Annotated in this window: 24 protein-coding genes; 15 read left to right on the top strand and 9 right to left on the bottom strand. The window is 71.4% G+C overall.

From position 1 onward, the window contains the following. Nucleotides 1-4 precede the first annotated feature (4 nt). Nucleotides 5-1168: a mechanosensitive ion channel family protein gene (locus tag IE140_RS08885; protein WP_150194614.1), complete on the bottom strand. Its 1164-nt coding sequence runs from the start codon at nt 1166-1168 to the stop codon at nt 5-7. Nucleotides 1169-1221: 53 nt separating this feature from the next. Here IE140_RS08885 and IE140_RS08890 point away from each other — a divergent pair, with 53 nt between their 5' ends. Further along, a complete protein-coding gene (locus tag IE140_RS08890) occupies nt 1222-1800 on the top strand; it encodes a dienelactone hydrolase family protein (protein WP_093442790.1) in 579 nt (192 codons plus the stop codon). Between the two features lie 95 nt (nt 1801-1895). Here the strand turns inward: IE140_RS08890 and IE140_RS08895 are convergent, their stop codons facing one another. The 3 genes from IE140_RS08895 to IE140_RS08905 all read right to left on the bottom strand — a co-directional run bounded on the left by IE140_RS08895 (nt 1896) and on the right by IE140_RS08905 (nt 4915). Continuing rightward, complete coding sequence (locus tag IE140_RS08895) at nt 1896-2711, bottom strand: DsbA family protein (protein WP_100560113.1); 816 nt, start codon at nt 2709-2711, stop codon at nt 1896-1898. Nucleotides 2712-2775: 64 nt separating this feature from the next. Further along, on the bottom strand, nt 2776-3504 hold the full coding sequence (locus tag IE140_RS08900) for a hypothetical protein (RefSeq protein WP_109178214.1): 729 nt from the start codon (nt 3502-3504) through the stop codon (nt 2776-2778). A gap of 85 nt (nt 3505-3589) precedes the next feature. Next, on the bottom strand, nt 3590-4915 hold the full coding sequence (locus tag IE140_RS08905) for a DUF2252 domain-containing protein (protein WP_093439041.1): 1326 nt from the start codon (nt 4913-4915) through the stop codon (nt 3590-3592). 203 nt (nt 4916-5118) lie between these two features. On the opposite strand from IE140_RS08905, the gene dnaE reads away from it, so the two are divergent. Continuing rightward, nucleotides 5119-8655 (top strand): DNA polymerase III subunit alpha, encoded by a 3537-nt coding sequence (dnaE, locus tag IE140_RS08910; RefSeq protein ID WP_150194616.1) that lies wholly within the window; start codon nt 5119-5121, stop codon nt 8653-8655. Nucleotides 8656-8762: 107 nt separating this feature from the next. Here the strand turns inward: dnaE and IE140_RS08915 are convergent, their stop codons facing one another. Then, nucleotides 8763-8942: a hypothetical protein gene (locus IE140_RS08915; RefSeq protein ID WP_032761592.1), complete on the bottom strand. Its 180-nt coding sequence runs from the start codon at nt 8940-8942 to the stop codon at nt 8763-8765. A 303-nt stretch (nt 8943-9245) separates the two neighbouring features. On the opposite strand from IE140_RS08915, the gene IE140_RS08920 reads away from it, so the two are divergent. The 4 genes from IE140_RS08920 (at nt 9246) to IE140_RS08935 (ending at nt 13459) form a co-directional block, all read left to right on the top strand. After that, nucleotides 9246-10508, top strand: a complete 1263-nt coding sequence (locus IE140_RS08920; RefSeq protein WP_176741705.1) for an NYN domain-containing protein — start codon at nt 9246-9248, stop codon at nt 10506-10508. Nucleotides 10509-10646: 138 nt separating this feature from the next. Next, on the top strand, nt 10647-11630 hold the full coding sequence (locus IE140_RS08925; RefSeq protein ID WP_032761590.1) for an ABC transporter ATP-binding protein: 984 nt from the start codon (nt 10647-10649) through the stop codon (nt 11628-11630). A 160-nt stretch (nt 11631-11790) separates the two neighbouring features. Further along, the gene (locus IE140_RS08930) at nt 11791-12633 is read left to right on the top strand and encodes an ABC transporter permease (RefSeq protein ID WP_093439038.1); all 843 of its coding nucleotides are present in this window, start codon (nt 11791-11793) and stop codon (nt 12631-12633) included. A 91-nt stretch (nt 12634-12724) separates the two neighbouring features. Further along, the gene (locus IE140_RS08935; protein ID WP_189460252.1) at nt 12725-13459 is read left to right on the top strand and encodes an ABC transporter permease; all 735 of its coding nucleotides are present in this window, start codon (nt 12725-12727) and stop codon (nt 13457-13459) included. Nucleotides 13460-13585: 126 nt separating this feature from the next. Here IE140_RS08935 and ybaK read toward each other — a convergent pair whose 3' ends face one another. The 4 genes from ybaK to IE140_RS08955 form a co-directional block, all read right to left on the bottom strand. Beyond that, the gene (gene ybaK / locus IE140_RS08940) at nt 13586-14086 is read right to left on the bottom strand and encodes a Cys-tRNA(Pro) deacylase (protein ID WP_150194619.1); all 501 of its coding nucleotides are present in this window, start codon (nt 14084-14086) and stop codon (nt 13586-13588) included. 15 nt (nt 14087-14101) lie between these two features. After that, a complete protein-coding gene (locus IE140_RS08945; protein WP_006123818.1) occupies nt 14102-14866 on the bottom strand; it encodes an LON peptidase substrate-binding domain-containing protein in 765 nt (254 codons plus the stop codon). Between the two features lie 5 nt (nt 14867-14871). Continuing rightward, nucleotides 14872-15909 carry a hypothetical protein gene (locus tag IE140_RS08950; RefSeq protein WP_150194621.1) on the bottom strand — a complete coding sequence of 346 codons (1038 nt, stop codon included), beginning with the start codon at nt 15907-15909 and terminating at the stop codon, nt 14872-14874. 256 nt (nt 15910-16165) lie between these two features. Further along, nucleotides 16166-17767, bottom strand: coding sequence for an oxidoreductase (locus tag IE140_RS08955; RefSeq protein WP_093439028.1), 1602 nt, complete (start codon nt 17765-17767; stop codon nt 16166-16168). A 219-nt stretch (nt 17768-17986) separates the two neighbouring features. On the opposite strand from IE140_RS08955, the gene hisD reads away from it, so the two are divergent. The 9 genes from hisD to bdeA all read left to right on the top strand — a co-directional run bounded on the left by hisD (nt 17987) and on the right by bdeA (nt 24906). Next, complete coding sequence (gene hisD, locus IE140_RS08960) at nt 17987-19336, top strand: histidinol dehydrogenase (protein WP_150194623.1); 1350 nt, start codon at nt 17987-17989, stop codon at nt 19334-19336. Further along, complete coding sequence (locus IE140_RS08965) at nt 19333-20463, top strand: histidinol-phosphate transaminase (protein ID WP_150194625.1); 1131 nt, start codon at nt 19333-19335, stop codon at nt 20461-20463. Before hisD ends, IE140_RS08965 begins: the two co-directional genes overlap by 4 nt. Continuing rightward, nucleotides 20460-21056 carry an imidazoleglycerol-phosphate dehydratase HisB gene (hisB, locus tag IE140_RS08970; RefSeq protein ID WP_003969740.1) on the top strand — a complete coding sequence of 199 codons (597 nt, stop codon included), beginning with the start codon at nt 20460-20462 and terminating at the stop codon, nt 21054-21056. Before IE140_RS08965 ends, hisB begins: the two co-directional genes overlap by 4 nt. After that, nucleotides 21053-21220 carry a CG2302 family histidine operon protein gene (locus tag IE140_RS08975; protein WP_010070421.1) on the top strand — a complete coding sequence of 56 codons (168 nt, stop codon included), beginning with the start codon at nt 21053-21055 and terminating at the stop codon, nt 21218-21220. The genes hisB and IE140_RS08975 overlap by 4 nt, the downstream gene beginning before the upstream one ends. 10 nt (nt 21221-21230) lie before the next feature. Further along, complete coding sequence (hisH, locus tag IE140_RS08980) at nt 21231-21872, top strand: imidazole glycerol phosphate synthase subunit HisH (RefSeq protein WP_010070420.1); 642 nt, start codon at nt 21231-21233, stop codon at nt 21870-21872. After that, nucleotides 21872-22597, top strand: a complete 726-nt coding sequence (priA, locus tag IE140_RS08985) for a bifunctional 1-(5-phosphoribosyl)-5-((5-phosphoribosylamino)methylideneamino)imidazole-4-carboxamide isomerase/phosphoribosylanthranilate isomerase PriA (protein WP_010064537.1) — start codon at nt 21872-21874, stop codon at nt 22595-22597. The genes hisH and priA overlap by 1 nt, the downstream gene beginning before the upstream one ends. Further along, the gene (locus IE140_RS08990) at nt 22594-23001 is read left to right on the top strand and encodes a RidA family protein (protein ID WP_093439021.1); all 408 of its coding nucleotides are present in this window, start codon (nt 22594-22596) and stop codon (nt 22999-23001) included. Before priA ends, IE140_RS08990 begins: the two co-directional genes overlap by 4 nt. After that, nucleotides 22998-23753 (top strand): imidazole glycerol phosphate synthase subunit HisF, encoded by a 756-nt coding sequence (hisF, locus tag IE140_RS08995; RefSeq protein ID WP_006123807.1) that lies wholly within the window; start codon nt 22998-23000, stop codon nt 23751-23753. Before IE140_RS08990 ends, hisF begins: the two co-directional genes overlap by 4 nt. Before the next feature lie 202 nt (nt 23754-23955). After that, the gene (bdeA, locus tag IE140_RS09000; RefSeq protein WP_093439018.1) at nt 23956-24906 is read left to right on the top strand and encodes a bis(hydroxyethyl) terephthalate hydrolase; all 951 of its coding nucleotides are present in this window, start codon (nt 23956-23958) and stop codon (nt 24904-24906) included. The last annotated feature ends 68 nt before the right edge of the window (nt 24907-24974 follow it).

A 24974-nucleotide genomic window follows, 5' to 3' on the forward strand; every position in this document is an offset into this window, starting at 1 on the left:
TTTCTCAGCCGCGGCCCGTGCGTGGGGCCTTGGAGTCGCCCCGGTCGGCGGGCGGGGCGGATCCGTTGTGGCCCGCCCGCCCGGCCCGGCCCGCCTTCGCGCCCGTCAGCTCCGCCCACTGCTCGCCCGGCGGCAGCGCGGCGGGCGCGGTGGAGACCCGCGGCAGCGCGTACGGATGGTGGTCGCGCAGCCAGCCGATCAGCTGCTCGCGCACCGCGCAGCGCGCCGTCCAGATGTCATCGGCGTCCTTCGCCGTGACCACCGCGCGCACCTCGATCGTCGTCGGCGTGGTGTCGGTGACCGCCAGCGACCAGTCCCGGCCGTCCCAGGCGGCGATGTCCCCGAGAATCTCCCGCAGTTTCTCGCGCATCGCGGCGATCGGGGCGGAGTGGTCGAGGTGGAAGTAGACCGTGCCGGTCATCTGCACCCCGCCCCGCGACCAGTTCTCGAACGGCTGGCTGGTGAAGTACGAGACCGGCATCGTGATCCGCCGCTCGTCCCAGGTCCGTACCGCCAGGAACGTCAGGGTGATCTCGTCGATCGTGCCCCACTCGCCGTCCACCACCACGGTGTCGCCGATCCGCACCATGTCCCCGAACGCGATCTGCAGCCCGGCGAAGAGATTGCCCAGCGTCGACTGGGCGGCGACACCCGCGACGATGCCGAGCAGACCGGCCGAGGCCAGCATCGACGTACCGACCGCCCGCATCGGGGGGAACGTCAGCAGCATCGCGGCGATCGCGACCACCGTCACGACCGCTATGACGACCCGCTGGATCAGCGTCACCTGCGTCCGGACCCGGCGGACCCGGGCGGGATCGCGGGTGGCCGTGGCGTAACGCGAGTAGCTCGCCTCGACGACCGTCGCCGCGATCCGCACGACCAGCCAGGCCGAGGCGCCGATGAGCACCAGGGTGAGCACCTGACCGATCCCGGCGCGGTGGTCCCGCACCCAGTCGATCTTCGTCGCCCGGTAGCTGCCGCGCAGCAGCGCCGTGATGACGACCACCTGCAAAGGAGGCCGGCATCGCCGCAGCAGGCCCCAGAGCGGGGTCTCGTGATGCCGGCTGTCGGCCCGCCTCAGCAGCAGGTCGACCAGCCAGCCGACCAGCAGCGTGATCACCACGGATCCGCCGATGACGATCAGCGGGCGCAGCACGCTCTCCATTCCCTCGTCCTCCCAAGCCTTCGAGCGGCCCTCGGCAGGTGCGAACTGGCACCATGGGGCCCATGAACATCATGCTTTTCCACTCGACGTACGGGCTCACGCCCGCCGTGCACGCCGCGGCCGCGCGCCTCACGGACGCCGGCCATGAGGTGCGCGTGCCCGATCTGTTCGAGGGGCACACCTTCGACACGGTGGAAGAGGGCATGGCCTACAAGGAAGAGGTCGGCAAGGACGAACTGCTCAAGCGCGCCGTGCTGGCCGCCGCGCCCTACTCCGACCAGGGGCTCGTCTACGCCGGTTTCTCCCTCGGCGCGGCGACCGCGCAGACCCTGGCGCTCGGCGACGCGAAGGCCCGGGGGCTGCTGCTGTTCCACGGCACCTCGGACATCGCCGAGAACGCCACGGTGGACGAGCTCCCCGTCCAGCTGCACGTCGCGGACCCGGACCCCTTCGAGTCCCACGACTGGCTGAACAGCTGGTATCTCCAGATGCAGCGCACCGGCGCGGACGTGGAGATCTACCGCTACCCGGGGGCCGGGCACCTGTTCACCGACCCCGATCTGCACGACTACGACCAGGCGGCCGCCGAGCAGACCTGGAAGGTCGCGCTCGGCTTCCTGGCCACCCTGTAGTCCGTCTCCCGGTTACCCGGTGAAACGCGTGGAACCCGGTGTTCCCGGGCGGCTCGACCGCCCGGGAACACCGGGTTCCACAGAGCTGTGAGGCGTTACGCCTTGAGCGCCTTGTCGATGGCCTTCGTGAACTCGTCGGCCGTCATCGGGGCGTTCTCGCTGCCCTCGGCCGTGATCTTCTTGTCGTCCATCTTCAGCGTCGGCGTGCCCTGAACCCCGCTGTTGTCGAAGGTCTTCGACATCTTCATCGCCCAGGCGTCGTACGTGCCGTCCTCGACGTTCTTCTGGAAGTCCTTGTTGCCCTTCAGCGCGTCCACGGAGTTCGCGACCTCGATGAGGTAGCTGTCCTTGGCGAACTTGTCGTCGCTCTCCTCGGGGTGGAACTCCGCCGAGTACAGCGCGGCCTTGTACTCCAGGAAGGCCTCGGGGCTCACGTCCAGCGCCGCACCGAGCGCGCTCAGGGCGTTCTTGGAGCCCTGGCCGTTGTCGGTGTTGTCGATGAAGGTCGCGCCGACGTACTGGACCTTGTACTTGCCGGCCTCGACGTCCTTCGAGACGGTCTCGCCGACGCCCTGCTCGAACGTGGCGCAGACCGGGCAGCGCGAGTCCTCGTACAGCTCCAGCGTCTTCTTCGCGCTCGACTTGCCGACGACCACGGTGGTGCCGTCCTTGCCCGAGGTGTTCTTCGGCGCGGTGACGTTCTTCGCGTCGGCGGCGGCCTCCCAGGCGTCCGGCTTGTTCAGCTGCATCACGCCGTAGCTGATGCCGCCGACCACGGCGAGGGCGGCGACGACCGACACCGCCACGACGACCTGCTTGCGGGTCTTGTCCTTCTTGGCCTGGCGCTCGCGCTCGGCCCGCAGCCGCTCGCGGGCCGCCGCCTTGTTCGCCTGGCTGTTGCGCTTGCTCATGTTCGTTTCTCCGTGCGTACGTGTGTGGGGAGTGGTCTGCCGTGCGTCGCGGGTCGCCGTGCCCTCAGGCAGCGGCGTACAGCGCGGGCGGCGGGCCCCTGCGTCCCACACAGTGCACGAGGAAACGTGCGGTCAGCGGCGGGTGCGGACGCCCGGCGGGCCGGGAGCGGCGGGCCGCGGCCCGCACCCCCGCGCTGACCACGGCGACCGCCGTCAGCAGCGGCCGGAACGCCAGCAGGGCCGCCGCGCGCACCAGCCCGGCGAGGGCCGCCTCGCCGCGCCGCAGCCAGGCCGCGGCGAGCAGCCCGACCGCCACATGGGCGACGAGCAGCAGCCACGGCACCGCGGGCCCCGGCTGGGCGAGGAGCGCCGCCGCGCGGTCACCGGCACCGGCCACATCGGCCAGCGGGGTGCCCACCGCGCCGACGCCCGCGATCCGGGCCCCGCCCGTGCCGACCTCGCCGCCGCCGCACAGGACGTCGAAGCCCACCGCGCGCAGCGGACCGGCGACCGGGCCGCCGGCCGCCCCGTAACAGAGATGCTGGCCCGTGGTGAACAGCGTGTCGGCGGCCAGCTCCAGCGGGACCAGCAGCCCCGCGATCGCCCCGAAGCCACGCTCCCGGCCCGCCAGCGCGTACGCCACGGCGAAGACCGCGGCGGCCAGCAGGGCCACCGCGGTCAGGGGCAGCGGCACTCCGGAGAGCAGCACGTGGGACGCCGTGGACAGGGTGACGACGAGCGCGGTGAAGACCGCCGCGCGCGCGACCCTGAGCTGCGTCCCTGAGATGTCCATTGCCGGAAAGTGTGTCATGCGTGGAGGTAAGCGGACCTTAAAAGAGGCTGAGAGTCTCGCCCGGCAGGCAGTTCGACGACCGGCCCTACAGGCCCGGGATCCTCCCGTTGCGGAAGAGGTCCACGAAGATCTGGTGGTCCGCCCGGGCCCGTGCCCCGTAGCTGTGGGCGAAGTCGACCAGCAGCGGTGCGAAGCCCTCCTCGTCGGCCGCGATGGCCGCGTCGATCGCCCGCTCGGTGGAGAACGGCACCAGTGAGTGGCCGCTCTCGTCGTCCGCCGCCCCGTGCATCGTGGCCGTCGCCCGGCCCAGATCCGCCACGACCGCCGCGATCTCCTCCACCTCGTCGATGTCGGACCAGTCCAGGTCGACCGCGTACGGCGAGACCTCGGCGACCAGCTGGCCCGCCCCGTCCAGCTCGGTCCAGCCCAGCCACGGGTCCGCGTGGGCCTGGAGCGCGCGCTGCGAGATCACCGTGCGGTGGCCCTCGTGCTGGAAGTACTCCCGCACCGCGGCGTCCGTGATGTGCCGGGAGACCGCCGGGGTCTGCGCCTGCTTGAGGTAGATCACCACATCGTTCTCCAGGGCGTCGCTGTTGCCCTCCAGAAGGATGTTGTACGAGGGCAGCCCGGCCGATCCGATGCCGATGCCCCTGCGGCCCACGACGTCCTTGACCCGGTAGGAGTCGGGGCGGGCCAGGCTCGACTCCGGCAGCGTCTCCAGATAGCCGTCGAACGCGGCGAGCACCTTGTAGCGCGTCGCGGCGTCCAGGTCGATCGACCCGCCGCCGTCCGCGAACCGGCGCTCGAAGTCCCGGATCACCGTCATCGAGTCCAGCAGCGAGAACCGGGTGCGCGAGCGGGCGGCGCGCAGCGCGCCCAGCAGCGGGCCGTCCGCGGTGTCCAGCGTGAACGGCGGCACCTCGTCGTTCTTCGCGCCCGTCGCCAGGGCGCGGATCCGCTCGCGGTAGGACGTGGCGAAGATCCGGACCAGCTCGGTGATCTGCTCGTCGGAGAGCGCCTTCGCGTAGCCGATCAGCGCCACGGAGGCGGCGAACCGCTTCAGGTCCCAGGTGAAGGGGCCCACGTACGCCTCGTCGAAGTCGTTGACGTTGAAGACGAGGCGGCCGTTGGCGTCCATGTAGGTGCCGAAGTTCTCCGCGTGCAGATCGCCGTGGATCCACACCCGGCCCGTGCGCTCGTCCAGGAACGGGCCGCCGTGCCGCTCCCGCTCCAGGTCGCTGTAGAAGAGGCAGGCCGTGCCCCGGTAGAAGGCGAAGGCCGAGCCCGCCATCTTGCGGAACTTGACCCGGAAGGCGGCCGGGTCGGCGGCCAGCAGCTCCCCGAAGGCGGTGTCGAAAACGGCGAGAATCTGCTCCCCGCGCTGCGCTGCGCCGGTCTGCGTTTCCGACATTTCTTACTGCCTCCTGCGGTAGCTGGCGTACGGGACCGAACCCTGGATCCACGTGACCGAGTGCATGACAAAACGGACACGTGTTCCGCCCTCTCCAACGCTCGGCGGAAGCCGGGAGTGCCCGTCGTTCGACTCCGTCACGTCGTAGACTTCCACGCTGTCCCCCCGTCCGTCATCGCCCGACTTCCCGGAGGCCCGACGCCGTGACCAAGCCGCCCTTCACGCACCTGCACGTTCACACCCAGTACTCGCTGCTGGACGGTGCGGCGCGGCTCAAGGACATGTTCGAGGCGGCCAACGAGATGGGCATGACGCACATCGCGATGACCGACCACGGCAACCTGCACGGTGCCTACGACTTCTTCCACTCGGCGAAGAAGGCGGACGTCGTCCCGATCATCGGCATCGAGGCGTACGTCGCCCCCGAGTCGCGCAAGCACAAGCGCAAGGTGCAGTGGGGACAGCCGCACCAGAAGCGCGACGACGTGTCCGGTTCCGGTGGTTACACCCACAAGACGATCTGGGCGTCCAACAAGACCGGGCTGCACAACCTCTTCCGGCTCTCCTCCGACGCGTACGCCGAGGGCTGGCTCCAGAAGTGGCCCCGGATGGACAAGGAGACCATCTCCCAGTGGTCCGAGGGGCTCATCGCCTCCACCGGCTGCCCCTCGGGCGAGGTGCAGACCCGGCTGCGGCTCGGCCAGTTCGACGAGGCGGTGCAGGCGGCCTCCGACTACAAGGACATCTTCGGCGAGGGCAAGTACTTCCTGGAGCTGATGGACCACGGCATCGAGATCGAGCGCCGGGTCCGCGACGGGCTGCTGGAGATCGGCAAGAAGCTGAACATCCCGCCGCTCGTCACCAACGACTCCCACTACACGTACGCGCACGAGGCCACCGCCCACGACGCCCTGCTCTGCATCCAGACCGGCAAGAACCTCTCGGACCCCGACCGCTTCCGCTTCGACGGCACCGGCTACTACCTGAAGACGACGGACGAGATGTACGCCGTCGACTCCTCCGACGCCTGGCAGGAGGGGTGCCGCAACACCCTCCTGGTCGCCCAGCAGATCGACACCACCGGCATGTTCGAGGCGAAGAACCTCATGCCGAAGTTCGAGATCCCCGAGGGCTTCACGGAGATCACCTGGTTCCAGGAGGAGGTCCGGGTCGGCATGGGCCGCCGCTTCCCGAACGGGGTCCCCGACGACCGGCAGAAGCAGGTCGAGTACGAGATGGACATCATCATCCAGATGGGGTTCCCGGGGTACTTCCTGGTCGTCGCCGACTTCATCATGTGGGCCAAGAACAACGGCATCGCGGTCGGCCCCGGCCGTGGCTCGGCGGCCGGTTCGATCGTGGCGTACGCCATGGGCATCACCGACCTCGACCCGATCGAGCACGGGCTGATCTTCGAGCGGTTCCTCAACCCGGAGCGCGTCTCCATGCCCGATGTCGACATCGACTTCGACGAGCGTCGGCGCGTCGAGGTGATCCGGTACGTGACCGAGAAGTACGGCGCCGACAAGGTCGCCATGATCGGTACGTACGGCAAGATCAAGGCGAAGAACGCCATCAAGGACTCCGCCCGCGTACTGGGCTACCCGTACGCGATGGGCGACCGGCTCACCAAGGCCATGCCCGCCGACGTCCTCGGCAAGGGCATCGACCTCAACGGCATCACCGACCCCAAGCACCCGCGCTACAGCGAGGCGGGCGAGATCCGGGGGATGTACGAGAACGAGCCGGACGTCAAGAAGGTCATCGACACCGCGAAGGGCGTCGAGGGCCTGGTCCGGCAGATGGGTGTGCACGCCGCCGGCGTCATCATGTCCAGCGAGCCGATCGTCGACCACGCACCCGTCTGGGTCCGGCACACCGACGGCGTCACCATCACGCAGTGGGACTACCCGCAGTGCGAGTCGCTCGGCCTGCTGAAGATGGACTTCCTCGGCCTGCGCAACCTGACGATCATGGACGACGCCATCAAGATGGTGAAGTCCAACAAGGGCATCGACCTGGAGATGCTCTCCCTGCCGCTGGACGACCCCAAGACGTACGAACTGCTCTGCCGCGGTGACACGCTCGGCGTCTTCCAGTTCGACGGCGGGCCCATGCGCTCCCTGCTCCGCCAGATGCAGCCCGACAACTTCGAGGACATCTCCGCCGTCTCGGCCCTCTACCGGCCGGGCCCGATGGGCATGAACTCGCACACGAACTACGCGGAGCGCAAGAACGGCCGCCAGGAGATCACTCCGATCCACCCGGAGCTGGAGGAGCCCCTCAAGGAGGTCCTCGGCCTCACCTACGGCCTGATCGTCTACCAGGAGCAGGTCCAGAAGGCCGCCCAGATCGTCGCCGGGTACTCGCTCGGCGAGGCCGACATCCTGCGCCGCGTGATGGGCAAGAAGAAGCCCGAGGAGCTGGCGAAGAACTTCGTCCTCTTCGAGAAGGGCGCCAAGGAGAAGGGATTCTCCGACGCGGCGATCAAGGCGCTGTGGGACGTCCTGGTGCCGTTCGCCGGATACGCGTTCAACAAGGCGCACTCCTCGGCGTACGGCCTGGTCACCTACTGGACCGCCTACCTCAAGGCGAACTACCCCGCCGAGTACATGGCCGCCCTGCTGACCTCGGTCAAGGACGACAAGGACAAGTCCGCGGTCTACCTCAACGAGTGCCGCCGTATGCGCATCAAGGTGCTCCCGCCGAACGTCAACGAGTCGCTGTCCAACTTCGCCGCCCAGGGCGACGACGTGATCCTCTTCGGCCTCACCGCCGTCCGCAACGTCGGCCAGAACGTCGTCGACTCGATCATCCGGTCCCGCAAGGCGAAGGGGAAGTACAGCTCCTTCCCCGACTTCCTGGACAAGGTCGAGGCGGTCGTCTGCAACAAGCGCACCATCGAATCGCTGATCAAGGCCGGCGCCTTCGACGAGATGGGCCACACCCGCAAGGGGCTCGTCGCCCACCACGAGCCGATGATCGACAACGTGGTGCAGGTCAAGCGCAAGGAGGCCGAGGGGCAGTTCGACCTCTTCGGCGGCGGCGAGGAGGAGAGCGGCGAGCCGGGCTTCGGGCTGGACGTGGAGTTCTCCGACGTCGAGTGGGAGAAGGCATACCTGCTCGCCCAGGAGCGGGAGATGCTCGGCCTCTACGTCTCCGACCACCCGCTCTTCGGGCTGGAGCACGTGCTCTCCGACAAGGCCGACGCCTCGATCTCCCAGCTCACCGGCGGGGACTACTCGGACGGCTCCGTCGTCACCGTCGGCGGCATCATCTCCGGCCTCCAGCGCAAGATGACCAAGCAGGGCAACGCCTGGGCCATCGCCACCGTGGAGGACCTGGCCGGCTCCATCGAGTGCATGTTCTTCCCCGCCACCTACCAGCTGGTCTCCACCCAGCTCGTCGAGGACACCGTCGTCTTCGTCAAGGGACGGCTCGACAAGCGCGAGGACGTGCCCCGGCTGGTCGCCATGGAGATGCAGGTCCCCGACATCTCCAACGCCGGGACCAACGCGCCGGTCGTCCTCACCATCCCCACCGTGAAGATCACCCCGCCCATGGTGACCCGGCTCGGCGAGGTGCTCAGCCACCACCGGGGCGACACCGAGGTCCGCATCAAGCTCCAGGGCCCCCGCAAGACCACCGTCCTGCGCCTGGACCGGCACCGGGTCAAGGCCGACTCCGCGCTCTTCGGCGACCTGAAGGTGCTGCTCGGCCCGGCCTGCCTGGCCGGCTGAGCCCCGGCGCGACACGGCACGACGAGAGGGGCGCCCCGCCTGCGCGGGACGCCCCTCTCGCTGTCTTCAACGCCTGTCACTACTCACTACCGCAAGCGGCCGACGGGTCAGTTGTGGCCGAAGCGTCGCTGATGCTTGCGCGCCACGTCGGACGGGCTGCCCTGGGCCTGTGCCTGCGCCTGGTTCTGGGACTCGAACGCCGACGACTTGGCCTGCTCCGCGCTACGCTCCGACGCGGACGCGCGGTCGTGCTGGCTGCCCTGCTTGCGGTTCTTGTTCTTGGCCATGGTGAATGCCTCCTGTGGGGAATCCTGGGGGGCCAGGACCGCTGTCAGACTCACATAGCGCCGCAAACACCGCATGTTGGATCATTACCGTGCGTAGCGGTTTCCTCGGTGGCCCCCGATTCCGCGCACCTTCTTCCTTCCTGCCTCCTTCCTTTTCCGGTTCCTTTCCGGATCCGCCACGCCGATGATCCAGTTCCGGCCGTTAACCCCTGCGTGGTCGGGCAGACTCGAAGGAAACCCTGGGTAAGCGGACCCGGTCATCGAGGAACGGGCCGCTGAACCGTTCCCGAGTTCTGGAAGAGGGTGGAACGCGTGGACCGTTGCGTCGTCCTGGTGGACGCCGGCTACTTGCTGGGCGCAGCCGCGAGTCTGCTGGCCGGAGAGCCCGCCCGGTCCCGTATCACCGTCGACCACGCAGCCCTCATCCAGGGACTGCGCGAGCGGGCCGAGGCCGACACCCAGCAGCCCCTCCTGCGCATCTACTGGTTCGACGGCGCCCCCGACCGGGTGCCCCAGCCCGAGCACCGCAGGCTCCGCGTGATGCCCCGGGTGACCGTCCGGCTGGGCGCCCTGACCCGCTCCGACGGACGCTGGGCCCAGAAGGGCGTCGACGCCGCCATGCACGCCGAGCTCACCGAACTGGCCAGGAACCGGGCCTGCTCGGACGTGGTCCTGGTGACCGGCGACGGCGATCTGCTGCCCGGCCTGATGTCCGCCAAGGAACACGGGGTCGCCGTCCACCTCTGGGCCGTACAGGCCGCCGACGGCGACTACAACCAGTCCGAGGACCTCGTCGCCGAGGCCGACGAACGGCGCGTCCTCGACCGGGCCTGGATCACCAAGGCCGTACGCGCCAAGGACCTCGGCGGCGCCTGCGCCCCGCAGCCCGCCACCCGCCCCGAGATCGCCGCGATCCTCTCCGCACCGCTGCCCGAGGCCGCCATCGCCGCCTCCGCCGAACGCGCCTCCGAGGCAGCCCAGGCCGCCGCCGCCCGGCCGAGCCCACCGGAGCCGTCCGAGAGCGCGCCCGCCGCCACCGGCACGCCCACGACCGGCCACAAGGGCGTGCCGACCCCCAAGGACCTGGCCGCACTGCGCGCCCACGCCACCCACCCGGACCGCCAGCAGCCGGCCCAGCCCGCGGGCGCCACGCTGCGCTGGTCCTCCGACAAGGGGTGGGTGGAGCGCGGCGGCGCGCTCGGCGAGCCGGCCGAGACCGCGTCCCTGCCGACCCTCGCCCAGGTCACCAGCGCCGAACAGCGCTGGGCCGACCGCGAGGAGGACATCACCACCGTCGGCGGCGACCCCTTCGAAGTCGGCCAGGTCTTCGCCCGCCGCTGGATGGAGCGCCTCCCGGAAAGTGTCCACCTGCAGAAACTCTCCACCATGTACCCGCGCATTCCGCACCGGATCGACGGCGAACTCCTGCGGTACGCGGCTCGCTTCGGGCTCCTCGCCCACAAGGACGACCAGATCGACGAGCACGACCGCTACGCGATCCGGGCCGGCTTCTGGCGGGAGATCGACGTACGGGCCGCCGCCGAGCACGTACCGGCGGGGGAGTAGGCGGGGAGCGGACGCGGGAGTGCCGTCCGCCCGGGCGGCGACGCGGGGTGGCCCCGGGCGCGAACCGGGGCATGTGACCCCGTACCCTCATACCTCGTGAGTACGGGCACAGCACAGGCGCAGCGGGACACCGGCACCGTGTGCGCGGTGCGCGATCTGGTCAAGACCTACCCCGCGACCCGGGGCCGCCGGGGCGCACCCGCGACACCCGAGGTCCGCGCCACGGACGGCATCAGCCTGGACGTCGAGCGCGGCGAGATCTTCGGACTGCTCGGCCCCAACGGAGCCGGCAAGTCGACCCTGGTCCGCCAGCTCACCGGGCTGATGCGGCCCGACTCCGGCAGCGTCGAGGTGCTGGGCCACGACCTCGTACGCCACCCCGAGCGGGCCTCCCGGCTGATCGGCTACCTGGGGCAGGAGTCCACCGCCCTCGACGAACTGACCGTCTCCCTCGCCGCCGAGACCACCGGCCGGCTGCGCGGCCTGCCCGTCCAGGAGGCCCGTGCCGAGCGCGACGCCGTCCTGGAGGAGCTGGGCCTCACCTCGATCGCCGGTCGGCCCCTGAAGAAGCTCTCCGGCGGTCAGCGCCGGCTCGCCTGCTTCGCCGCCACTCTGGTCGGCGACCGGCCCGTCCTGGTCCTCGACGAACCGACCACCGGCATGGACCCGGTCGCCCGCCGCGCCGTCTGGGCCGCCGTCGACCGCCGCCGGGCGGAGCGCGGGGCCACGGTCCTGCTGGTCACCCACAACGTGATCGAGGCCGAGACCGTCCTCGACCGGGTCGCCGTCCTCGAACGCGGCCGGGTCATCGCCTGCGACACCCCCGCCGGACTCAAGGAACGGGTCGCCGGGGAGGTCCGCGTCGAGCTGGTCTGGCGCGAACGGGCCCCGCTGGACGTCCCCGAGGTGGCGGCGCTGCGGGCGTCCGCCCAGGAGTCCGGACGACGCTGGGTGCTGCGGCTCGGGCCGGACGAGGCTCGGGCCGCGGTCGCCGCGGTGACGGGCGGCGCGGCCTTCGCCGCGCTCGACGATTTCACCCTGGCCACCCCCAGCCTGGAAGATGTCTACCTCGCGCTCGGGGGAGACGCCGGCGACGCGACCGAGGGGCTGGTGAAGGCGTGAGAGGCGTACGTGTTGCCGGGAACGTGAACGCGCAGGGCGCGGGGGACGTACTCGACGGGTGGGGCGGATTCCCCGGACCGGACGTGCTGGATGCGCTGAACGTGCTGGGCGTGCCGAACGGGTTTGACGTGGTGGATGTGTCTAAGGGGAGCGGCCTCAGGTGACGAGCATCATTCCGGCCAGGACCGCGACGACGCGTACCCGGCCCGCGCCCGGCTCCTCGGGCCCCGACCCCGTCCGTACCGTCACGGCGCCCCTCGCGCCACGCGCCCGGCTGCTGCCCTCGCTGGCCGCCGTCTACCGCGCCCAGCTCTCCAGGGCGCGCGTCGCCCGGATTCCGCTGCTCTTCGTGGCGACCTTCCAGTCCGTCGGGATCATGATCCTGATGCGGGGCGTCGTGGACGGGGGCGCGGAGGCGCGCGCGGTGGTCGCGGGGTCCAGCGTCCTGGTCGTCGCGTTCGTCGCGCTCAACCTGCTCGCCCAGTACTTCGGGCAGCTGCGGGCGAGCGGCGGACTCGACCACTACGCCACGCTGCCCGTGCCGCCCGCCGCGGTGGTGCTCGGGGCGGCCGCCGCGTACGCCTCGTTCACCGTGCCCGGCACGGTCTTCACCGCGATCACCGGCAGCGTGCTGTTCCAGCTGCCGATGACGCACCTGTGGGTCCTGGTCGCCGTCGTCCCGCTCTCCGGCGCCGCCCTGGCCGGGCTCGGCGCGGCCCTCGGGCTGCTCGCCCCGCGCCCGGAGCTGGCGACCCTGCTGGGGCAGCTGGGCATGTCCGCCGCCCTGCTGCTCGGGGTGCTGCCGGCCGAGCGGCTGCCGGAGCCGGTGGGGTGGGCGCGCGACCTGCTGCCCTCCACGTACGGGGTCGAGGCGCTGGCCCGGTCCTTCGACGCCCGCCCGGACTGGGGGATCATCGCCTTCTTCCTCGCGATCTGCGCGGCGGTGGGGGTGCTCTCGCTGGCCGTCGCGACGTGGGCGTACCGGCGGGCCGCCGTACGGTAGGGCCCGCGAGCCCGACCTGATCCAAACGAAAGGCCCTGGCTTCCCGGGGCCGGCGAGCACGGGTGCGGCATCCGGTGAGGCGCCGCACAGGGTGGCCTGGCACGATGGCACGGTGACCGCACCTCTGACGCCGCCTCACCAGCCCGGCCCCCACGATCCGTGGCAGGCCCCGCCCTCGGGCTCCCACCTCGCGCCCTACTCGAGTGCGCCGGACGACCCGGACACGGCCACGGAGCTCCGTCAGGCCGCTGTCGTCGCCGTCCTGGTCGCGGTCTCGGGCATCGCGCTCGGGCTGCTGTGGCTGTGGCTCGCGCCGCGCGTTCCTCTGGTCTCCGACGACACGGCGGTCTTCCTCAAGAACAGCGAGGGCGAGGAGGCGATCGGGGCGGACGGCACCTTCGTCCTGCTGGCGATCGGCTTCGGTGTGCTCTCGGCGGCCCTCGTCTTCTGGCGGCTGCGGCGCGGGGGCGTTCTCGTGGTCGCCGGTCTGGCGCTGGGCGCGGTGCTCGCCTCGCTGATCGCGTGGCGGGTCGGCGTCTGGCTGGGGCCGTCCTCCGACGTGGTGGGGCGGGCCCGGGAGGCGGGGCAGGGCGTGACGTTCGACGCCCCGCTGGAGCTGCACACGGTGTGGGTGGCGGTGCTGGCGTGGCCGTTCGCGGCGATGGGGATCCATCTGCTGCTGACTGCGGCGTTCGGGCCGCGGGATGTGGAGCCGGACTGGTCGGGGTATTCGGGGTACTACGACGGGCCGGTGCAGGGGCCCCTGGCGGGGCCGGGGTCCGGGGGGTCGCCGTCGTCGCCTGCGGGTGAGGGCGGGGCGGCGTAGGGGCGCCTGCAGCGGGCCTGTTCCCCTACCCGCCCCTTCCCGAAACCGGGGCTCTGCCCCGGACCCCGCTCCTCAATCGCCGGAGGGGCTGGAAAATCCAGCCCCTCCGGCGATTGAGGAGATCCTTTAGCCGCGCGCGATCTCCGCGAACACCGCCCCCGTCAGCTCCGCCAGGTCCGTCGCCGACAGTTCCACCTCCAGGCCCCGGCGGCCCGCCGAGACGCAGATCGTGGTGTGTGTCCGTGCCGATGCGTCCACGACCGTGCGCAGGCGTTTGCGCTGGCCCAGCGGTGAGATGCCGCCCCGGACGTAGCCCGTCGTGCGTTCCGCTGCCGCCGGGTCCGCCATCGTGGCGCGTTTGCCGCCCACCGCGGACGCCAGGGCCTTCAGGTCCAGGGAGCCGGCCACCGGGACCACCGCGACCGTCAGGGTGCCGTCCACGTCCGCGACCAGGGTCTTGAAGACGCGGTCGGGGGAGACGCCCAGGGCCTCGGCGGCCTCGTCGCCGTAGGACGGGGACGCCGGGTCGTGGTCGTAGGCGTGGACCGTGAACGCGGTGCCCGCCGCGGTCAGAGCGACCGTGGCGGGGGTGCCGCCCGGCTGGTGCTTCTTGGACTTCTTCGCCACCGGGGCCGGTCCTCGTCAGTTGGGGTGGGTGGGGGCGCGCGTCAGGTCCGCCGCGGGCAGCGAGGGCAGATGGCGGATGACCGCCGTCTCCTTGCGCAGCAGCGTCAGTTCCTCGCGCAGCCGGGTCGCGGTGTCCGGGGCCTGGAGCAGGCGCTGTTTGGTGGGGATGTCCAGGACCGTGGCCGCCGCGACCAGGTAGGAGATCACGGACGGGTCGTCGGGGAGCTCCGCGCCGGTGGCGAGGGAGCGTTCGCTCGCCCCGGCCAGCCGCTTCTGGTAGGAGCGGAAAGCCCGCAGGACACCCTCCGCCAGGGCTCCGGCCTCGTCGGCCTCGTCCCCGGCGGGCGGCTCCTCGGCCAGGTCCTCGACCTCGGCGGTCAGATAGGGGCCGTCCGCCTCGACGGACAGCAGCCTGACCCGGGTGGTGCCGGTGGCCAGCACCTCGAAGCTGCCGTCGGCGCGCTCGCGGATCGTCGCCGCGTCGGCGACACAGCCCACCCGGTGGAAGGTCTGGATCGGATCGGGGCCGAAGCCGTCCGCCGGGGCGCGCTCGGCGGACGGGGCCGCCGCGACCGTGTCCGGCATGCCGGTGGCCGTCGGGGCGATCTCGCGGCCGTCGCGGATCGCGACCACGACGAAGCGGCGAGGTTCGTCCTCGTCGCTCTTCAGCAGCTCCCGCATCATGGCGCGGTAGCGCTCCTCGAAGACGTTGAGCGGCAGCACGAGGCCCGGGAACAGCACCGTGTTGAGCGGGAAAAGGGGGAGACGGGCGGTGGTCACAACGCTCAAGCGTAATGGCCCCTGGGGCGGCCGTGACCGGCCCGGTCGCGCAGCGGGGTCAGGGAGGCCACCTGGAGGCGTGCGCCGTCCCGCGCGTCCAGGAACCGGCCGAGCGCGTCCTCGGACACCGACGACCACGGGAAGGACGTCGCGTGCAGCCCGATCAGGTTGAACTGGTGCAGCGCCTCCGCCCAGCGGCCCCGGGCGAGCAGGACGTACGCGAGGAGGTTGCGGACCTCGGCCGGCCACGGATCGCCGGGTCGGTAGGCCACGGAGAGCTTGATCGCCAGATCGGCCGCGGCGTCGATCCGCTCCTCCAGGACGGACGTGGTCCGGCCCGCCGCCTGGTTGTCCAGGAGCAGGTCGAAGGCCGCCCGGACCGGCAGGGCCTGCACCAGCGAGTCGGGCAGCGCGTCCGCCGCCTGCTCGGCGAAGTCGAAGCACTCGCGGTGCGAGCCGTACCAGGCGGCGGAGAGATAGCGCAGCGCCGCCACATGGCAGCCGTAGTGGTGCGCGGAGCGCCGTACGGCCTGCTCCCACAGCGACTCGAAGGCGGTGTGCGTGGCGTGGGTGCCGCGCGCGTGGTCCAGGGCGAGCCGCCACGGCACGGGGTCGCGCGGGTCCGCGTCGGCGGCCGCGGTGATCAGCGGGCCGACCTCGCGGAGCCGCTCCGCGCGGGCGGGCGACTCCCAGGCCCGGCGTACCGACAGCTCGGCCTTGACCAGCAGCGCGTCCGGATCGCGGGGGGCGGCGGCCAGCCAGTCGACGAGCCAGCCGTCCCGGCCGCGGGCGAAGGCGACGAGCCGGCCGAGGTAACGGTCCCGGTTCTCCCAGTCGGCGGAGTCCCGGGTGGCGGCGAGCAGTTCGGCGGCCGGTTCGTACTCCCCCAGGGCAGCGGCGACCAGCGCGGGAGAGAGCCGCTCGTCGGGGGCGTCGAGCAGCACCGCGTCATCCGCGGACAGTCCGGCGGACAGCGGAGGGCTGTGCCGGATCATGCGCGCGGTACTGAGCAGAGCGCGAAGGAGAGCCATGGTGCAGACCATTGAAAAGCGCTGGTGAGGGCCGCGCCAGAGGCGTGCTGTGAAGCTTCTGTGCCGAGTGAATGGGTTGTATCGGGCACGGTCAAGAATAGGCAAAGGAAATGCCTGTCATTGGCTTGATTGCATCTGCACGGGGGCCTCGTTCGTCCCCGTGGTCACCGGGGCCGAGGGCGCCCGGGGCCGAGTGCCCGGCCGCCCCGGACCGTACGGGAAGGGCCCCTGAACCGGCCCCCGCACGGCATCCGTCCCGTCTCCCGGGTCAGCCCCTGCGCAGTGTCCGGGTCGCCCCGGCCGCCACCGTGGTGGCCAGAACCCATCCCACCAGCACCAGACCGGCCGCGGCCCACTGCCAGGCGTCCTCCATCCGCCAGTAGCCGTCCTGCCCGAGGTTGATCACCGGGATCAGCAGATCCAGCGCGTACAGGGCGGGATTCCACTGCGGATGCTCCTCGCCCTTGATCGAGGGCGGGGCGTGCTGTGCGAACGCCGCCGTGCCCGCCGCCCACAGCACCGCCATCCACACCGCGGCCCGCCCCGGCCGGTAGCCGTACGCCACCGTCCAGTCCTGGAGGTACCCCCAGGCCTTCGCCGCCGGCGGCAGCGTCTCGCGACGGCGGCGCTGCTTGGCGAGCAGCACCTCGCGGGCGTCCGCGTCCTCCCCGCAGCTGCGCATCACCGTGGCGAGGCGCTCGTACGGCTCGGGGACGTACTCCGGGGTCGCGGCCTGCACCCACTCCAGCCGCCGGGAGAGCGGGAAGTGGCCGTAGGGGACGAGGTTCTCGTAGACGAAGCCGCCCATCGCCAGGCCTCCGGGGCCCGGCCAGCTCGTCGACAGGTCGATCAGGGTCACCACCTTCGCGCCGTTCAGCACGACCCGCCCCTCCTCCGGGCGCTCCGCGTTGAACCGCAGCTCCGGTGTGACGATCCGGCGCAGCGACAGTTCCTCCTGCCGGGTCATGGTGAACCGGGCCTTGTGCAGGTCCACCGCGTCCCCGAACCGGCCGTCGTCCAGGCGCACCCCGCCCCGGCTCTCGAAGTTCTGCGAGCGGGTGCCGCGCGCCGGGGTCGGGGCGTAGACCACGCCGTACGGGGGAGTGGTGCCCTGGTTCCCCGTGTCGACGCTCACCCACGCCTCGGTCATGTAGAGCGTGCGCTCCACCGTCAGCTGCGGGGCGTTGAGCGCGCGCCGGTCCTCCGCGGCGCGCAGCCGGCTGCCGCGCAGGCTCAGCGAACCGCCCACCTTCGTCCCGCGCAGGCTCAGCTCGCCCAGCGTCTCGATCATCTCGGCCTGGAGGTCCTGCGCGACCGTCATACCGTCCCCGACGATGGCCCGCCCGTGCCGGTCGGGGCCCACGCTGAGCTGGTTGATCAGCAGATCCGTGCCGATCTGGGCGTCGGTCAGCCGGATGCCCCGGTCGACCCGGCAGCGCGGCAGATGCAGATCGCCCTCGGTCTGCAGCCGTGCCGCCTCCAGCCGGGGCAGCGCGCAGCCCACCAGCCGCAGCGTCGTGAAGTGGCACTCGGGAAGCACCACCTCCTGCTCGAAACGGCAGCCGGTCAGCTCCACGTACGGAGAGACCCGGCCGCCCGCCAGATCCAGCTTCCCGGTGATCCGCACCCCCCGGAGCTTCAGCGCCGCCACTCGGCCGGGCCGGGCGGGCGGTCCGTCCAGCAGCAGCCGCGCCACCGTGCGCGCGCCGACGCTCCGCTCCGGCCCCCAGGTGTGCGGGGTGAACGGGTCGTTGCGGGTCGTGTCGTAGGTACGTAAGTCGTAGGTGGTCCCGTTGCGGAAGGACTGCCACATGCCCAGCTCCGCTGCGCTGAGGCCGTCCGGGATATCGCCTTCGTGCGGCTCGGTCACGGCCGCTCCCTCCGTGCACACATGCTGTCGCGCTGCCCATGCCCTCGTGGGCACACATGCCGTAGAGCCGTTATGCCCCTGTGTGACGCGGTGAAAGCCAGCGGTCAGCAGTGACAGCCGGACATGGCCGAGACACGTATCAGCCAGTGGTGCGGACGACCGGTATCAGCCAGTGATACGGGCGACCGGCCGTCCGGAACGGTCTGAGAGAATTGCCGTGTGATCTCTCGAATCGACCTGCGCGGCGACGCCCTCCCCGAGGGCGGAGCTCTGCGCGACCTGCTGCCCCGTGCCGAGTTCGACGTGGAAGCCGCCCTGGAGACGGTGCGGCCCATCTGCGAGGACGTACGCCATCGTGGCTCCGCGGCAGTGATCGACTGGGGAGAGAAGCTCGACGGCGTCCGGATCGAGTCGGTCCGGGTGCCCGCCGAGGCCCTGACGAAGGCTCTCCAGGAGCTGGACCCCGCCGTCCGCGCCGCGCTGGAGGAGTCGATCCGCCGCGCCCGCCTCGTCCACCGCGAGCAGCGCCGCACCACGCACACCACCCAGGTCGTCCCCGGCGGCACCGTCACCGAGAAGTGGGTCCCCGTCGAGCGTGTCGGGCTCTACGTCCCCGGCGGCCGCTCGGTCTACCCCTCCTCCGTCGTGATGAACGTCGTCCCGGCCCAGGAGGCGGGTGTCGAGGGTGTCGCCGTCGCCTCCCCGCCGCAGAAGGACTTCGGCGGCCTCCCGCACCCCACGATCCTCGCCGCCTGCGCCCTGCTCGGCGTCGACGAGGTGTACGCGGCCGGCGGCGCCCAGGCCGTCGCGATGTTCGCGTACGGTACCGAGGACTGCTCCCCGGTCAACCTGGTCACGGGCCCCGGCAACATCTACGTCGCCGCCGCCAAGCGCCTCCTCAAGGGCCGTATCGGCATCGACGCCGAGGCCGGTCCCACCGAGATCGCGATCCTCGCCGACGCCACCGCCGACCCGGCGCACGTCGCCGCCGACCTGATCAGCCAGGCCGAGCACGACCCGATGGCCGCCGCCGTCCTGGTCACCGACTCCGAGGAGCTGGCCGCCGCCACCGAGGCGGAGCTGGTCGGGCAGGTCGCCGCCACCAAGCACATCACCGACCGGATCGAGCCCGCGCTCGCCGGCCGCCAGTCCGCGATCGTCCTGGTCTCCTCGGTCGAGGACGGCCTCAAGGTCGTCGACGCGTACGGCGCCGAGCACCTGGAGATCCAGACCGCCGACGCCGCCGCCGTCGCCGACCGGGTCCGCAACGCCGGAGCGATCTTCGTCGGCCCCTGGGCCCCGGTCTCGCTCGGCGACTACTGCGCCGGCTCCAACCACGTCCTGCCCACCGGCGGCTGCGCCTGCCACTCCTCGGGCCTCTCCGTGCAGTCCTTCCTGCGCGGCATCCACATCGTCGACTACACCCGCGACGCGCTCGCCGAGGTCACCCACCATGTCGTGACCCTCGCCGAGGCGGAGGACCTCCCCGCCCACGGCGCCGCCCTCAAGGCACGTTTTGCCGAAGGCGAACTCGACGAACACAGTGGCTGGAAGGTCCCGCAGCAGTGACGAACGGCAGCACCACCCCCCGTAAACCCTGGGACGAGCTCCCCATCCGCGACGAACTGCGCGGCCAGTCCCCGTACGGAGCACCCCAGCTCGACGTCCCCGTACGCCTCAACACCAACGAGAACCCCTACCCGCTCCCCGAAGCCCTGGTCGAGCGGATCGCCGAGCGGGTCCGCGAGGCCGCCCGCGGCCTCAACCGCTACCCCGACCGGGACGCCGTCGAGCTCCGCACCGAGCTGGCCCGCTATCTCACCCGCACCGCCGGACACGAGGTGACGGCGGCCGGCGTCTGGGCCGCCAACGGCTCCAACGAGGTCCTCCAGCAGCTGCTGCAGACCTTCGGCGGGCCCGGCCGCACCGCGATCGGCTTCGAACCCTCGTACTCCATGCACGCCCTGATCTCCCGGGGCACCGGCACCGGCTGGATCTCCGGGCCGCGCAACGACGACTTCACCATCGACGTGGCCGCCGCCCGCGCCGCCATCGCCGAGCACCGGCCCGAGGTCGTCTTCATCACCTCGCCCAACAACCCCACCGGCACCGCCGTCGAGGCCGAGACCGTCCTCGCCCTGTACGACGCCGCCCAGGCCGCCGGACCCTCGATCGTCGTCGTCGACGAGGCGTACGGAGAGTTCAGCCACCGGCCCTCGCTGCTCCCGCTGATCGAGGGCCGCCGCAACCTGATCGTCTCCCGGACCATGTCCAAGGCGTTCGGCGCTGCCGGGCTGCGCCTCGGCTACCTCGCCGCCGACCCGGCCGTCGTCGACGCCGTCCAGCTGGTGCGGCTGCCGTACCACCTCTCCTCGGTCACCCAGGCCACCGCGCTCGCCGCCCTGGAGCACACCGATACGCTGCTGGGGTACGTCGCGCAACTCAAGAGCGAGCGCGACCGGCTGGTCGCCGAGCTGCGCGCCACCGGCTACGAGGTCACCGACTCGGACGCCAACTTCGTCCAGTTCGGCCGCTTCGACGACAGCCACGCCGTCTGGCAGCGGATCCTCGACAAGGGCGTCCTGGTCCGGGACAACGGCGTACCGGGCTGGCTGCGGGTCACCGCGGGCACCCCGGCAGAGAACGACGCGTTCCTCGATGCGGTACGCGAACTCAAGAAGGAGCACGACGCATGAGCCCCCGCGTAGGCCGCGTGGAACGCACCACCAAGGAAACGTCCGTGCTCGTCGAGATCAACCTCGACGGCACCGGAAAGGTCGATGTCGCCACCGGGGTCGGCTTCTACGACCACATGCTCGACCAGCTCGGCCGCCACGGCCTCTTCGACCTCACGGTCAAGACCGAGGGCGACCTGCACATCGACACCCACCACACCATCGAGGACACCGCCCTCGCGCTCGGCGCCGCCTTCAAGCAGGCCCTCGGCGACAAGGTCGGCATCTACCGCTTCGGCAACTGCACCGTCCCGCTGGACGAGTCGCTCGCCCAGGTCACCGTCGACCTCTCCGGCCGCCCCTACCTGGTGCACACCGAGCCGGAGAACATGGCCCCGATGATCGGGACCTACGACACGACGATGACCCGCCACATCTTCGAGTCCTTCGTCGCCCAGGCGCAGATCGCCCTGCACATCCACGTCCCGTACGGGCGCAACGCCCACCACATCGTGGAGTGCCAGTTCAAGGCGCTCGCCCGCGCCCTGCGGTACGCCTCCGAGCACGACCCGCGGGCCGCCGGCATCCTGCCCTCCACGAAGGGCGCCCTGTGACCGGCCTCAGCACCCTTCTGATCGTCGTCGGCCTCTTCCTGGCCGGCGGCGTCTACTCCTTCGCCAAGCAGGGGATGCCCAAGGGCGTCATCGTGCTGCTGTCGATCGGCTCCGTTATGTGCCTGGTGGCGGGCATCCTGCGGATCCAGGGCCTGTGGGACTGAGGAGCACCCTGTGACTGACACGAAAAAGGTCGTCGTCTTCGACTACGGCTTCGGCAACGTCCGGTCCGCCGAGCGGGCCCTCGCCCGGGTCGGCGCGGACGTCGAGATCACTCGCGACTTCGACCGCGCGATGAACGCCGACGGGCTCCTCGTCCCCGGTGTCGGCGCGTTCTCCGCCTGCATGGACGGGCTGAAGCGGGCCCGCGGCGACTGGATCGTCGGGCGCCGGCTGGCCGGCGGCCGCCCCGTGATGGGCATCTGCGTCGGCATGCAGATCCTCTTCGAGCGCGGCATCGAGCACGGTGTGGAGACCGAGGGCCTGGACGAATGGCCCGGCACGGTCGGCCCCCTGAAGGCCGACGTCGTCCCGCACATGGGCTGGAACACCGTCGACGCCCCCGAGGACTCCCGGCTCTTCGCCGGTCTGGACCCCGAGGCCCGGTACTACTTCGTGCACTCCTACGCGGCGCACGACTGGACCCTCGAAGTCACCAACGCCAAGATCCGTGCGCCCAAGGTCACCTGGTCCACGCACGGCGAACGGTTCGTGGCCGCCGTGGAGAACGGCGCGCTGTGGGCCACCCAGTTCCACCCCGAGAAGTCCGGCGATGCCGGCGCCCAGCTGCTGACCAACTGGATCGAGACGCTGTAATGCCGAAGCTTGAACTGCTCCCCGCCGTCGACGTCCGCGACGGCCAGGCCGTCCGCCTCGTCCACGGCGAGTCCGGCTCCGAGACCTCCTACGGCTCCCCGCTGGAGGCCGCCCTCGCCTGGCAGTCCGCCGGCGCCGAGTGGCTGCACCTCGTCGACCTGGACGCCGCCTTCGGCACGGGCGACAACCGCGCCCTGATCGCCGAGGTCGCCGGGGCCATGGACATCAAGGTCGAACTGTCCGGCGGCATCCGCGACGACGCCTCGCTGGAGGCCGCACTCGCCACCGGCTGCCGTCGCGTCAACCTCGGCACCGCCGCCCTGGAGACCCCCGAGTGGGTCGCCAAGGTCATCGCCGAGCACGGCGACAAGATCGCCGTCGGCCTCGACGTCCGCGGCACCACCCTGCGCGGCCGCGGCTGGACCCGCGACGGCGGCGACCTCTACGAGACGCTGGCCCGCCTCGACGCCGAGGGCTGCGCACGGTACGTCGTCACCGACATCGCCAAGGACGGCACCCTGGAAGGCCCCAACCTGGGCCTTCTGCGGGACGTCTGCGCCGTCACCGACCGCCCGGTCGTCGCCTCCGGCGGAGTCTCGTCCCTGGACGACCTCCGCGCGATCTCCCTCCTCGTCCCCGAAGGCGTCGAGGGCGCGATCGTCGGCAAGGCGCTGTACGCCAAGGCGTTCACGCTGGAAGAAGCGCTCAAGGCGGTCGCCGCGTGACCGAATCCGCTTCCGCTGTACGCCGGATCTCCACCGGCGCCCCCTGGGAGGAGAAGTTCGGCTACTCGCGCGCCGTCGAGCTGCCGAACGGGCTCGTCCTGGTGGCCGGCTGCACCTCGGTCGTCAACGGCCAGATCTCCGCGGGCTCGCCGTACGAGCAGACCGTCACCGCCTTCGACGTCGCGTTCGCGGCGCTGGAGCAGGTGGGCCTGGGACGCGAGGACGTCGTCCGCACCCGGATGTACATCACGCACGCCCGGGACGTCGACGAGGTCGGCCGCGCCCACAAGGAGCTGTTCGACGCCGTGCGCCCCGCCGCCTCGATGATCATCGTGTCCGGATTCGTGGACCCGAGCCTGGTCGTCGAGGTCGAGGTCGAGGCCTACCGGGGAGGTGCGAAGTGACGCTCGCCGTACGGGTCATCCCCTGCCTCGACGTCGACAACGGCCGCGTCGTCAAGGGCGTCAACTTCCAGAACCTGCGCGACGCGGGCGACCCCGTCGAGATGGCCAAGCTGTACGACGCCGAGGGCGCCGACGAGCTGACCTTCCTCGACATCACCGCCTCCAGCGGCGACCGCGAGACGACGTACGACGTGGTCCGCCGCACCGCCGAGCAGGTCTTCATCCCGCTCACCGTCGGCGGCGGTGTCCGCACCCCGGAGGACGTCGACAAGCTGCTGCGCGCCGGGGCGGACAAGGTCGGCGTCAACACCGCCGCCATCGCCCGACCCGACCTCATCCGCGAGATCGCCGAACGCTTCGGACGCCAGGTCCTGGTGCTCTCGGTCGACGCCCGCCGCACCCCGGAGGGCACGTTCGAGGTCACCACGCACGGCGGCCGCAAGGGCACCGGCATCGACGCCGTCGAGTGGGCCCACCGGGCCGCCGAGCTGGGCGCGGGTGAGATCCTGCTCAACTCGATGGACGCCGACGGCACCAAGGACGGCTACGACACCGAGATGATCGAGGCGGTACGCAAGCACGTCACCGTGCCGGTCATCGCCTCCGGCGGCGCGGGCCGGCTCGCCGACTTCGCCCCGGCGATCGAGGCGGGCGCCGACGCGGTGCTCGCCGCGTCCGTCTTCCACTTCGGCGACCTGCGGATCTCCGAGGTCAAGGGCGCTCTGAGGGACGCGGGACACCCGGTCCGCTGAACCCGTTCGTGGTGCGAGGCGGTGTCACCGGTCAGCCGAGACCGGTGATACCGCCGATGCGTATCCACGGGGCGCGCCGTGAGAGTGGCGGACACCGGCGAACGACGCCGGCGGCCACGCGGTGTACCCGGAGAGCTCCCGGACGACGGGCTCATGGGTCTCGCGTGGTGTGGTTCCCCGCCACCACCGAGAGGATCCCCCCGTGCAGCAGCACCTCCCCTCCGGCACCATCCCCCCGCGCCCTTCCCGCCCGAGCCGCTCCGGTACGTTCACGGGTCGTTCCCGTACGCTGACGGGCCTGGTGACCGCAGCCGCGGCGACCGCCGGCCTCCTGCTGACGGGCCTGGCGCCCGGCGCCCAGGCCGCCGACAACCCCTACGAGCGCGGCCCGGCCCCCACCAACACCTCCATCGAGGCGAGCCGGGGTTCGTACGCCGTCTCCCAGACCTCCGTCTCCTCGCTCGTCGTGAGCGGATTCGGCGGCGGCACCATCTACTACCCGACCTCCACCGCGGACGGCACCTTCGGCGCGGTCGTCATCTCGCCCGGCTTCACCGCGTACGAGTCGTCGATCGCGTGGCTGGGACCGCGCCTGGCCTCCCAGGGCTTCGTCGTCTTCACCATCGACACCAACACCACGCTCGACCAGCCCGACAGCCGGGGCCGCCAACTCCTCGCCGCCCTGGACTACCTGACCCAGCGCAGCTCGGTACGGACCCGGGTCGACGCGACCCGGCTCGGCGTGATGGGCCACTCGATGGGCGGAGGGGGCTCCCTGGAAGCCGCCAAGAGCCGCCCGTCGTTGAAGGCGGCGATCCCGCTGACCGGCTGGAACACGGACAAGACCTGGCCCGAACTGCGCACGCCCACCCTCGTGGTGGGGGCGGACGGCGACACCATCGCCCCGGTCGCCACGCACTCCGAGCCGTTCTACGAGTCGCTGCCCGGCTCCCTGGACAAGGCGTACCTGGAGCTGCGCGGAGCCTCGCACTTCACGCCGAACACCTCCGACACGACGATCGCCAAGTACAGCATCTCCTGGCTGAAGCGATTCATCGACAACGACAGCCGCTACGAGCAGTTCCTCTGCCCGCTCCCGCGGCCGAGCCTGACCATCGCGGAGTACCGGGGCAACTGCCCGCACACGGCGTAGACCCGGCGTTCCGGACCCTGCCGCGCTGTGCTCCGGCACAGCGCGGCAGGGCTTCGGATGGGAGCCGG

The sequence above is a fragment of the Streptomyces parvus genome (genome assembly GCF_014648875.1).
GTDB lineage: Bacteria > Actinomycetota > Actinomycetes > Streptomycetales > Streptomycetaceae > Streptomyces > Streptomyces parvus.